The sequence below is a fragment of the Citrobacter sp. wls827 genome (assembly GCF_005280875.1).
GTDB classification, from domain to species: Bacteria; Pseudomonadota; Gammaproteobacteria; order Enterobacterales; family Enterobacteriaceae; genus Citrobacter; species Citrobacter youngae.
In genome coordinates, this window is record NZ_SZWR01000012.1 from 400,177 (window position 1) to 411,689 (window position 11,513).

Below are 11,513 nucleotides of genomic sequence, written 5' to 3' on the forward strand. Positions count from 1 at the left end.
AGGTTATTGTGCGAAAGACAAATCGGTTGCCGTTTGTTGTTTCAAAATTGTTAACAATTTTGTAAAATACGGGCGGATAGAACGACCCGGTGGACGACGGGTATAAATTAAGAGGTCATGATGAGCACTGAAATCAAAACTCAGGTCGTGGTACTTGGGGCAGGCCCTGCAGGTTACTCTGCTGCCTTCCGTTGCGCAGATTTAGGTCTGGAGACCGTCATCGTAGAACGTTACAGCACCCTCGGTGGTGTTTGTCTGAACGTCGGCTGTATCCCTTCTAAAGCGCTGCTGCACGTAGCAAAAGTTATCGAAGAAGCCAAAGCGCTGGCTGAACACGGTATCGTTTTTGGCGAGCCGAAAACTGATATCGACAAGATTCGTACCTGGAAAGAAAAAGTTATCACTCAACTGACCGGCGGTCTGGCGGGTATGGCCAAAGGCCGTAAAGTGAAAGTGGTTAACGGTCTGGGTAAATTCACCGGGGCAAACACCCTGGAAGTTGAAGGCGAAAACGGCAAAACCGTGATCAACTTCGACAACGCGATCATCGCGGCGGGTTCCCGCCCGATCGAACTGCCATTCATTCCGCATGAAGATCCGCGCGTGTGGGATTCCACTGATGCGCTGGAGCTGAAAACCGTTCCTAAACGCCTGCTGGTTATGGGCGGCGGTATCATCGGTCTGGAAATGGGTACCGTGTACCATGCGCTGGGTTCAGAGATCGACGTGGTTGAAATGTTCGACCAGGTTATCCCGGCTGCCGATAAAGACGTGGTTAAAGTCTTCACCAAGCGCATCAGCAAGAAATTCAACCTGATGCTGGAAACCAAAGTGACCGCCGTTGAAGCGAAAGAAGACGGTATCTACGTTTCCATGGAAGGCAAAAAAGCGCCTGCTGAAGCTCAGCGTTACGATGCTGTGCTGGTGGCTATCGGTCGTGTACCGAACGGTAAAAACCTCGATGCGGGCAAAGCTGGCGTGGAAGTTGATGACCGTGGCTTCATCCGCGTTGACAAACAGCTGCGCACCAACGTGCCGCACATCTTTGCTATCGGCGATATCGTCGGTCAGCCGATGCTGGCGCACAAAGGTGTTCACGAAGGTCACGTTGCCGCTGAAGTTATCGCCGGTAAGAAACACTACTTCGATCCGAAAGTTATCCCATCCATCGCGTACACTGAACCAGAAGTGGCATGGGTTGGTCTGACCGAGAAAGAAGCGAAAGAAAAAGGCATTAGCTACGAAACCGCCACCTTCCCGTGGGCTGCTTCTGGCCGTGCTATCGCTTCCGACTGCGCAGACGGTATGACCAAACTGATTTTCGACAAAGAATCTCACCGTGTTATCGGTGGTGCGATTGTCGGTACCAACGGCGGCGAGCTGCTGGGCGAAATCGGTCTGGCGATCGAAATGGGTTGTGACGCTGAAGACATCGCGCTGACCATCCACGCGCACCCGACTCTGCACGAATCTGTGGGCCTGGCGGCAGAAGTGTTCGAAGGTAGCATCACCGACCTGCCAAACCCGAAAGCGAAGAAGAAGTAATCTTCCCGCTTTTGTGAAAACGCCTCTTCGGAGGCGTTTTTTTTGCCTTAAGATTCACCGCAATTTTCCCGGCAGTCTCTTAATGACGAGACAACCAATGCGTTGGCTGTTCAGGGCGCTACGGGATGCCAGGTTTTTTCAGGGCTGTACTCAGTCATCGCCTGTGCTTTCTGTTGTGATGCTTCGCCAAGGTTGGCCTGATAAACATTGTCATCGCCGCTAATCATAAAGCTCATCACTCCGGTGTGACCGTAGCTAATCGGCCATGCAATCATGGCGAAACCACTGGCTTTGTCCGGCAGTATGCGGAAACGATAACCGTGATAACCCGTGCCGGGTTCTTGTGGGCTGAAGGCGGGTCCCAGAGGGCTTGGCGCTTCGCCTGGTGTGACGGGCCAGTAAAGCCCATCTTTTTTACCTTCGCTACTGACAATTTTTTGCGCATACGATTTGTTCAGCGCGTAATAGCTTTGCTGCGCGTCAACGTAGGCGTGCAGCGCTTCGATGGCTGAAAGCTCGTTGCGACCGATCGTTCTAGTGAGGATCTCCTCCTGGGCTTCGGTCATATCGAACGCCCAGCCTTTGCTGGTTTTCACCATCGGTATGGGTAACTGCCAGTCATCTTGCCCTACGTTGAGATGCGCCATATTGCCCTGCAGCGCAATGTGATGGCTCACCTTCCAGTCGCGATTAAAGCGTGCCACTGCTTCCGGATCGGCCCCTTCTGGTGGCAAAAAATGTCGCCAGTTTTCACCCAGTAGCGCCGTGAGCTGCTTTTCATTTTGCTGCGCCACCGCAGCGGCAAATGCACTGGCCGCGTCTTCGGGGGAGGTGAACGCCTGTTGCGCATAGCTCACCAGCGGCAAGGAGAGCAACAGGGCGCTTAACATAATTTTTTTCATCATCGGCTCCGGTTAACGACGGCGAAATTCGTGGTGCTCAGAAAAATTTTCACGTGCCGCAGCGCGCTGCCCGCTGTTGAGGTTGCCCGCGCGACGGCTTTCCTGCCCACGCAGTTGCTGGGACTGCCACGACGGTGAGCGACTGTCATTCCCGCTGAAGACGTTTGAATGCGTATTCTGACGGGAGGCCAGACGTTGTTGCGAGTTGGATGATTCAACGCGTTGGCGAGCGGTTTCCCTTTGCTGCTGTGAAACCGGATGCTGCTGAGCTTTTGACTTCAGTTCAGAGCGGTGCTGCTGTTGCGTAGTGGATTTATTCAGCGTCTTCTGTGCTGCTTCACGACGGTTGTTGTTTTGTGTTTCGTCATAGCCACGATAGTTATTGCGCTGGGCAATTTGATTTAGCTGTGAAGAGGCTGCTTTGCGTTGAGCATCCCGCGATGTCTGACCCGAGAAGTTTGCCGGGGAGGTCTGGCTACGCTGTTGGAACTGCGTCATTGCGGCCTGACGCTGGCTGTCTCGTGTGGCAGTGGCGGTCGGTGTATGTTGAGTGGCGCTTAATCCCCCGCTAACGTTGGTCTGATGAAAACGTTGTGCGACCGCGTCGTTCTGGTAAGGCACGCCGTTACGGTACGCAGGGTTATGCTGCCAGGCAATGTTTTGCCCTTTAAGGTTTTGTCCGGATATATGGTTGAAATTGTTAACATCAATATTGATGTTATCTCCGTTGTGCTGGTAGCCATTACCGCCGTGAGGGCCGTCATGGTCATGATAGTCATCATCATGGTGATGGTCGTCGTCATCCCAGTCGATGTTACTGAACAGTGCATACGTCGTCGCAACGCCCAGGCTATAGCCGAAACCTTTGACGAAGCTATCGGCAAACTGCTCGCCCGGAGGGGGCGGCAGATAGACAGGGGGGTAGGCGGTATTAGGCCAACTGCCGTAAACAACGGTTGGATTGTAGTTCGGCACATATACCACCTGTGGATCGGTCGGCTCAATTTTGATAACCGTCGAGGTGGGCGCGCTGCTGGTCACTTTCGTCGTTGATGATGACGGCGTCTGAATCACGGTTGTTTTCTGGGTGTTCGTGACCGTTTGCTGCGGAGTGGATTTTAGCGAGCCTGTTTGCTGAGCCAGCAAACGCAGGCGCTGTACGGCATCCATCACGTCCTGTGGTTGTGCCAGAAACGCATTCCCCAGGTTTTGTACCCAGTCAGGGTTTTCGCCCATCAAGGCCATCAATTGCGGAAATGCCACCAGCGACTTCACGCTGGGGTCCCATGACTGGCCGGACACTGCCTGAATGGCGGCGTCACCTTGCAGTGTCGGATTATCACGAGACCACTGAACCGCCTGCACCACGTTCGATGGATATGTTGAGGCCATCAGCACCTGAGACAGCAACGGGTCAGGGTAGAGCGCAACAGGGGCAACCCACTGATCGAGTTGAGCTGTGGTATACGTTGTTGGCGCAACCGGGGCTACTGCGGGAGCCGCCGCAACGGGCGGTTGAGGCGCTGCTGCCGGGGCAGGCTGAGAGGGGGCTTCTGGTGTGCGGCTGTTTACATACAGTACGCCCGCACCGACAAATAACCCTGCACTGCACGCCAGAGCAATGATATGGGGCTTAAAGGGCAACGTCATTTTATCTCTCCCGACTCATTAAGAATCGTCATAGTCATTATGCCTGCCGCCAGTGGGTGCAGTGTTCCGTGAGTATAAAGAGACAATAGTTTAATTTTTGACGAATCTTGGGATCGTTAACGCAAGTTTATTACCAGGGAGCTAAATAATGTGACTAAACATTGCGGGCGAAATTATCATTCCCCTTCTGCCATGACGAAGAGCGTTAGACCATCCTTAACGATTCAGCCAATTTTTTATGTTGCTTTTTTGTAAACAGATTAACACCCAACGAAAATCCTGTTATTGTGCCTTTTGCGGTACCGGGCATTTACCCTACTAACTGCTGTCTCACAGGAGCGTGAAGAGAATCGCCCATATACAAAAGCGCCGCATTATGACAATGAGAGCGAGGAGATATCGTCGTGCTAGAAGAATACCGTAAGCACGTAGCTGAGCGTGCTGCCCAAGGGATTGTGCCGAAACCCTTAGACGCAACCCAAATGGCTGCACTTGTCGAGCTGCTGAAGACCCCGCCTGTGGGCGAAGAAGAATTCCTGTTAGACCTGTTGATTAACCGCGTTCCCCCTGGTGTAGATGAAGCCGCTTACGTTAAAGCCGGTTTTCTCGCCGCTGTCGCTAAAGGTGACACTACCTCTCCGCTGATCACGCCAGAAAAAGCCATTGAACTGCTGGGCACCATGCAGGGTGGTTACAACATTCATCCGCTGATCGACGCGCTGGATGATGCCAAACTGGCGCCGATTGCCGCCAAAGCGCTCTCTTCAACGCTGCTGATGTTCGATAACTTCTACGATGTGGAAGAAAAAGCCAAAGCGGGCAACGAATATGCGAAGCAGGTCATGCAGTCCTGGGCTGATGCCGAATGGTTCCTCAACCGTCCGGCTCTGGCTGAAAAAATCACCGTTACCGTCTTTAAAGTGACCGGTGAAACCAACACCGATGACCTCTCTCCGGCACCGGACGCATGGTCTCGCCCGGATATCCCGCTGCACGCGCTGGCGATGCTGAAAAACGCCCGCGAAGGTATCGAACCGGATCAGCCAGGCGTGGTAGGCCCAATCAAACAGATCGAAGAACTGCAGAAAAAAGGTTACCCGCTGGCCTATGTGGGTGACGTTGTCGGTACTGGTTCTTCGCGTAAATCTGCGACCAACTCCGTGCTGTGGTTTATGGGCGATGATATCCCTCATGTACCGAACAAGCGCGGTGGTGGCTTGTGTCTGGGTGGCAAAATTGCACCTATTTTCTTCAACACTATGGAAGATGCGGGCGCGCTGCCAATTGAAGTGGACGTAAGCAACCTGAACATGGGCGACGTGATTGACGTTTACCCGTTCAAGGGCGAAGTGCGTAACCACGAAACCGGCGAACTGCTGGCCAGCTTTGAGCTGAAAACCGATGTGCTGGTTGACGAAGTACGTGCCGGTGGCCGTATTCCGCTGATTATCGGTCGTGGCCTGACCACCAAAGCGCGTGAAGCGCTGGGGCTGCCGCACAGCGATGTATTCCGTCAGGCGAAAGACGTGGCGGAAAGCAGCCGCGGCTTCTCTCTGGCACAGAAAATGGTTGGCCGCGCATGTGGCGTAACCGGCGTCCGTCCGGGGGCCTACTGCGAACCGAAGATGACTTCCGTCGGCTCTCAGGATACCACTGGCCCAATGACCCGCGATGAACTGAAAGACCTGGCGTGCCTGGGCTTCTCTTCTGACCTGGTGATGCAGTCGTTCTGTCATACCGCTGCGTATCCGAAACCTGTTGACGTGACCACCCACCATACTCTGCCTGACTTCATCATGAACCGTGGCGGCGTGTCGCTGCGTCCGGGCGATGGCGTAATCCACTCCTGGCTGAACCGTATGCTGCTGCCGGATACCGTAGGTACCGGTGGTGACTCTCATACCCGTTTCCCGATCGGTATCTCTTTCCCGGCGGGTTCTGGTCTGGTGGCGTTTGCGGCTGCGACCGGCGTGATGCCGCTGGATATGCCGGAATCTGTTCTGGTGCGTTTCAAAGGCAAAATGCAGCCGGGTATCACCCTGCGTGACCTGGTTCACGCCATTCCGCTGTATGCGATCAAACAAGGTCTGCTGACCGTTGAGAAGAAAGGCAAGAAAAACATCTTCTCTGGCCGCATTCTGGAAATTGAAGGTCTGCCGGATCTGAAAGTTGAGCAAGCATTTGAACTGACCGATGCATCCGCTGAGCGTTCCGCTGCGGGTTGTACCATCAAGCTGAACAAAGAGCCGATCGTTGAATACCTCAGCTCTAACATCGTTCTGCTGAAATGGATGATCGCCGAAGGTTACGGCGATCGCCGTACGCTGGAGCGTCGTGTGCAGGGCATGGAAAAATGGCTGGCGGATCCGCAGTTGCTGGAAGCTGATGCTGACGCAGAATACGCGGCAGTGATCGACATCGATCTGGCGGATATCAAAGAGCCGATCCTGTGCGCGCCGAACGATCCGGACGACGCGCGTCTGCTGTCTGACGTGCAGGGTGAGAAGATCGACGAAGTGTTCATCGGTTCCTGCATGACCAACATCGGTCACTTCCGTGCGGCGGGTAAGCTGCTGGATGCGCATAAGGGCCAGTTACCGACCCGTCTGTGGGTGGCTCCACCAACACGTATGGATGCGGCACAGCTCACCGAGGAAGGCTATTACAGCGTCTTTGGTAAGAGCGGGGCGCGTATTGAGATCCCAGGCTGTTCATTGTGCATGGGTAACCAGGCGCGCGTGGCGGACAACTCAACCGTGGTGTCGACTTCTACCCGTAACTTCCCGAACCGTTTAGGGACTGGGGCGAACGTCTACCTGGCTTCTGCGGAGCTGGCAGCGGTCGCGGCACTGATTGGCAAACTGCCAACGCCGGAAGAGTATCAGACCTATGTGGCACAGGTAGATAAAACGGCTGTCGACACCTACCGTTATCTGAACTTCGACCAGCTGTCTCAGTACACTGAGAAAGCGGAAGGTGTGATTTTCCAGACGGCGGTATAATTCGCTAGCGCATTTTGCGCAAAAACGCATCAATGCCCGGAGAGGTCAGCTTCTTCGGGCATTTTTATTTCTATTCCTTATACCCGCTACGCTTTTTTTCTGCCGCGCTGCTGCGATAATTACAGCAAGGTGCAGTGCGGTATTGGCGCACTGCCGGGAGCAGAGGAACACATTATGGATTACGAATTTCTGCGCGATATTACCGGAGTGGTAAAGGTGCGTATGTCCATGGGCCACGAAGTGGTGGGGCACTGGTTTAATGAAGAAGTGAAAGATAACCTGGCCTTGCTCGATGAAGTGGAACAGGCGGCGCGTGCGGTAAAAGGCAGTGAACGTTCCTGGCAGCGAGCAGGGCATGAATACACGCTCTGGCTGGATGGCGAAGAGGTTATGGTTCGCGCCAATCAACTGGAGTTCACGGGCGATGAAATGGAAGAAGGAATGAATTACTACGACGAAGAGAGTTTATCTCTGTGCGGCGTTGAAGATTTCTTGCAGGTGGTTGCCGCGTATCGTGAATTTGTGCAACAGCGTTAATTCGCACTCGGCTCTGCCGGGGGGCGCTGCGTTTACCCGGCCTGGCGCAACGATGTCATTCCCGGTTCGTAGGCCCGATAAACGTAGCGCCATCGGGCACGGTGCCTTATTTAACGTAAGCCAACAGGCTTAAGGAGTCGCGCGCCAGCGCTTTGCATTTCTTTGCCGTAGGGATGCCGATACCGCTGAGATCGCGATAGCTGTCTTCACCGAGTGCTTTCATATTGAAGGTGTCGTAGTTACTGAGGTCCCACTGGTTCTGTTGAGCAAAAAAGACCAGTGCGCGACGTATCTGCCCGTTGGGCAAATTCTGGTATCCACAGTCATTTTTCAGAAAAACAAAAACTGCCGTTAAATCGGCCATATCTTCGGCTTCGGACTCACTCAGCGCATAGCTGTTTGCGCATACGGCCATCAGGCTGCCGAACAAAACTGTTCTGAAAAACGTCTTCATTGCTTCTACCACTGCATCACGGAAATTAAACGTTAGCATACTGCGAGCGAAGCGACGACCTTTATTATCAGCCGTTCACTTGACCTTCCCGTAGGGGGAGGGCTTATGCTTAAAAGATAGCCTGCTTAAGCTGCTGAATATAAGGAAATGAATATGCAACGTCGTGACTTTTTAAAGTATTCCGTGGCGCTGGGCGTCGCGTCAGCTTTACCTTTGTGGAGCCGCACCGCTTTTGCGGCTGACCGCCCTGCGTTACCCATTCCAGACCTGTTAACTGCGGATGCTTCTAATCGCATACAGCTGATTGTGAAAGCCGGGCAGTCGACGTTTGCGGGGAAAACCGCCACCACCTGGGGATATAACGGTAACCTGCTCGGACCCGCAGTAAAACTGAATACAGGTCAGGCGGTGAGCGTGGATATCCATAATCAGCTGGCCGAAGAGACGACGTTGCACTGGCATGGGCTGGAAATCCCTGGAGAAGTCGATGGCGGGCCGCAAGGTGTTATTCCGGCGGGCGGGAAGCGTTCAGTGACCTTTACCCCTGCGCAACGGGCTGCAACCTGTTGGTTCCATCCGCATCAACACGGGAAAACCGGACGTCAGGTTGCGATGGGCCTGGCTGGGTTGGTACTGATTGAAGATGACGAGATCCGCAAACTATTGCTACCGAAGCAGTGGGGTATCGACGATGTGCCGGTGATTATTCAGGACAAACAGTTTTCCGCTGACGGACAAATTAATTATCAGTTGGATATGATGACCGCCGCCGTCGGTTGGTTTGGCGATACGCTGCTAACCAATGGGGCGATTTACCCACAACATGCCGCGCCACGCGGCTGGTTGCGCTTGCGTCTGCTGAATGGCTGTAACGCACGCTCACTGAATATCGCGGCCAGCGATAACCGTCCCCTGTACGTGATTGCCAGTGATGGTGGATTGTTAGCTGAGCCGGTAAAAGTGACCGAACTACCGATGCTGATGGGTGAGCGTTTTGAAGTATTGGTGGATGTGAGCGACGGAAAAGCTTTCGATCTGGTCACATTGCCTGTCAGTCAGATGGGGATGGCGATCGCGCCATTTGATAAGCCACATCCGGTGATGCGCGTTCAGCCGCTGCTGATTACCGCCTCCGGCACGCTGCCGGATACGCTGACAGCTATGCCGGCGCTGCCGTCGCTTGATGGGGTGACGGTACGCAAACTGCAGCTGTCTATGGATCCGATGCTCGACATGATGGGCATGCAAATGCTGATGAAGAAATACGGCGGGCAGGCCATGGCAGGGATGGATCATGGGCAGATGATGGGCCATATGAATAACGACAATATGGGCCACGGAAACATGGATCATGGCAATATGAACCACGGTGAGATGGGGAATATGCAGCATGGCGGCATGGGCAACATGAAGCAGGATGGCACATTCGATTTCCATAATGCCAACCGGATTAACGGGCTGGCGTTTGATATGAATAAACCGATGTTTGCCGCGACGAAAGGCCAGCATGAACGCTGGGTCATTTCCGGTCAGGGCGACATGATGCTGCACCCGTTCCACATTCACGGCACGCAGTTCCGCATTTTGTCTGAAAATGGCAAAGCGCCTGCTGCGCACCGTACGGGATGGAAAGACACTGTGCGGGTAGAGGGCGGCGTCAGCGAGGTACTGGTGAAGTTTGACCACGATGCGCCGAAAGAACATGCCTATATGGCGCACTGCCATCTGCTGGAGCACGAAGACACCGGCATGATGCTCGGTTTTACGGTTTAAACAACGACGTCTCTGCGCTTGCCCGGCCTGCAGGATATTTCTTGTCGGCTGGGTAAGGCACATCCCCTGCATATTCTGCCATTGAACATAAAGTAATCGCCTTTGGGGCCGATAATCATCACATACCCAATGTGAGTTCAATGGATGAAAAAACGTGATTAAAAATATTCGTGTTATTACCGGTATTCTGCTGGTTCTCGCCATTTTCTGTTTACTGCAGGCCGTTACGGGAAGCCTGTTTTACTCTGCGGTAAACAATGACAGGCATAATTTCCAGAACTCAGGCACCCTCAACGCTCAGCAAGAAAATCTGAGTGACAGCGTCAATACGTTGATTAAAACCCGTGTTACGGTGACGCGCGTCGCCATCCGCTTTTTAAAAAATCAGCGCGATCCCGCCTCGTTGGCCGCGATCAACACGCTGCTCAATACCGCCAGTGATTCAATGAAGAAGGCCGAAGGCTATTTCGCCCAGTATCAGGGATTACCGCAGGTGACAGGGCAAGATCCGCAGATCGCCAGTGAAATGGAAAAGCAGTATCGCCAGATGCACGAAGTGATGAAATTATCGATTGAGTATCTGCGAGCGAATAACTATCAGGCTTATGGCGATCTTGATGCCCAGAAAGCGCAGGATGAGATGGAAACGAGCTATGATCACTGGCGAAACGAGAATAATGCGCTGCTGCAGCATGCTGCTGCGGAGAATCAGCTCAGTTTTTCCCGTATGCAGTGGACACTGGGAGGCATCGTTCTGGTTGTGCTGATCGTTCTGGGCATGATCTGGAGCGGGTTGCAACACATCCTGCTTAAACCGCTGGCGCAGATTATGGAGCATATTCGCGTCATTACCGGTGGAGACTTAACCCATAAGCTCAATGTTGAAGGTCGCAACGAAATGGGCCGACTGGCGATGGGGTTGGAAGAGATGCAACAGTCGCTGATTTCGACAGTCACTGCCGTACGCAATAGCTCGGAGTCAATTCATACCGGGGCCGCTGAAATATCCTCGGGCAACAACGACCTTTCTTCGCGCACCGAGCAGCAGGCGGCCTCGCTTGAGGAAACGGCCGCCAGCATGGAGCAGTTGACCGCGACAGTGAAGCAGAATACGGACAATGCGAAACAGGCAACCCAATTGGCGAAAAACGCCTCTGATACTGCCGCTCGCGGTGGTCGTGTTGTTGATACCGTTGTGCATACGATGAGTGAAATAGCGGACAGCTCGCAGCAAATCGCGCAGATCACGAACGTTATCGACAGTATTGCCTTCCAGACCAACATTCTGGCGCTGAACGCCGCGGTAGAAGCGGCCAGAGCCGGAGAGCAGGGGCGCGGTTTTGCGGTTGTGGCAGGTGAAGTCCGGACTCTGGCAAGCCGTAGTGCCCAGGCAGCAAAAGAGATCAAAGCGCTGATTGATAATTCAACCCACTGTGTAGGCATGGGATCGCAGCAGGTTTCGGATGCCGGTAAAACCATGGCAGAAATTGTCGCGGCGGTGACCCGTGTGACCGATATCATGGGCGAAATTGCGTCTGCTTCTGAAGAGCAGAGTCGGGGGATTGAACAGGTTAGCCTCGCGGTTTCGCAGATGGACAGCGTGACCCAGCAAAACGCCGCGCTGGTGGAGGAGTCAGCGGCGGCGGCGGC

At 53.8% G+C, this 11,513-nt stretch carries 8 protein-coding genes; 5 read left to right on the forward strand and 3 right to left on the reverse strand.

Annotation, left to right across the window (positions count from 1 at the left end):
* Positions 1-120 precede the first annotated feature (120 nt).
* Positions 121-1,545, forward strand: coding sequence for a dihydrolipoyl dehydrogenase (gene lpdA, locus FDX03_RS08715; RefSeq protein WP_003018686.1), 1,425 nt, complete (start codon positions 121-123; stop codon positions 1,543-1,545).
* 110 nt (positions 1,546-1,655) lie between these two features.
* On the opposite strand, the gene FDX03_RS08720 is transcribed toward lpdA, so the two are convergent.
* Both FDX03_RS08720 and FDX03_RS08725 read right to left on the reverse strand, forming a co-directional pair.
* Complete coding sequence (locus tag FDX03_RS08720; protein ID WP_137345801.1) at positions 1,656-2,450, reverse strand: DUF2950 family protein; 795 nt, start codon at positions 2,448-2,450, stop codon at positions 1,656-1,658.
* A gap of 9 nt (positions 2,451-2,459) precedes the next feature.
* Positions 2,460-4,097, reverse strand: coding sequence for a DUF3300 domain-containing protein (locus FDX03_RS08725; protein WP_137345802.1), 1,638 nt, complete (start codon positions 4,095-4,097; stop codon positions 2,460-2,462).
* A gap of 404 nt (positions 4,098-4,501) precedes the next feature.
* On the opposite strand from FDX03_RS08725, the gene acnB reads away from it, so the two are divergent.
* A complete protein-coding gene (gene acnB, locus FDX03_RS08730) occupies positions 4,502-7,099 on the forward strand; it encodes a bifunctional aconitate hydratase 2/2-methylisocitrate dehydratase (RefSeq protein ID WP_137345803.1) in 2,598 nt (865 codons plus the stop codon).
* A gap of 174 nt (positions 7,100-7,273) precedes the next feature.
* Positions 7,274-7,636, forward strand: a complete 363-nt coding sequence (gene yacL / locus FDX03_RS08735) for a protein YacL (protein WP_048212673.1) — start codon at positions 7,274-7,276, stop codon at positions 7,634-7,636.
* A gap of 106 nt (positions 7,637-7,742) precedes the next feature.
* Here the strand turns inward: yacL and FDX03_RS08740 are convergent, their stop codons facing one another.
* Positions 7,743-8,090 carry a YacC family pilotin-like protein gene (locus FDX03_RS08740; RefSeq protein WP_003018667.1) on the reverse strand — a complete coding sequence of 116 codons (348 nt, stop codon included), beginning with the start codon at positions 8,088-8,090 and terminating at the stop codon, positions 7,743-7,745.
* Positions 8,091-8,243: 153 nt separating this feature from the next.
* Here FDX03_RS08740 and cueO point away from each other — a divergent pair, with 153 nt between their 5' ends.
* Both cueO and FDX03_RS08750 read left to right on the forward strand, forming a co-directional pair.
* A complete protein-coding gene (cueO, locus tag FDX03_RS08745) occupies positions 8,244-9,863 on the forward strand; it encodes a multicopper oxidase CueO (RefSeq protein ID WP_124021866.1) in 1,620 nt (539 codons plus the stop codon).
* A 154-nt stretch (positions 9,864-10,017) separates the two neighbouring features.
* Positions 10,018-11,513, forward strand: a 1,496-nt coding sequence (locus tag FDX03_RS08750; RefSeq protein WP_249357019.1) for a methyl-accepting chemotaxis protein, incomplete at its 3' end; no start/stop codon positions are given.

Bases quoted from the DNA above. Each gene is read 5' to 3' on its own strand.
- lpdA (WP_003018686.1), top strand. From the start codon at position 121: ATGAGCACTGAAATCAAAACTCAGGTCGTGGTACTTGGGGCAGGCCCT.
- FDX03_RS08720 (WP_137345801.1), bottom strand. From the start codon at position 2,450: ATGATGAAAAAAATTATGTTAAGCGCCCTGTTGCTCTCCTTGCCGCTG.
- FDX03_RS08725 (WP_137345802.1), bottom strand. From the start codon at position 4,097: ATGACGTTGCCCTTTAAGCCCCATATCATTGCTCTGGCGTGCAGTGCA.
- yacL (WP_048212673.1), top strand. From the start codon at position 7,274: ATGGATTACGAATTTCTGCGCGATATTACCGGAGTGGTAAAGGTGCGT.
- FDX03_RS08740 (WP_003018667.1), bottom strand. From the start codon at position 8,090: ATGAAGACGTTTTTCAGAACAGTTTTGTTCGGCAGCCTGATGGCCGTA.
- cueO (WP_124021866.1), top strand. From the start codon at position 8,244: ATGCAACGTCGTGACTTTTTAAAGTATTCCGTGGCGCTGGGCGTCGCG.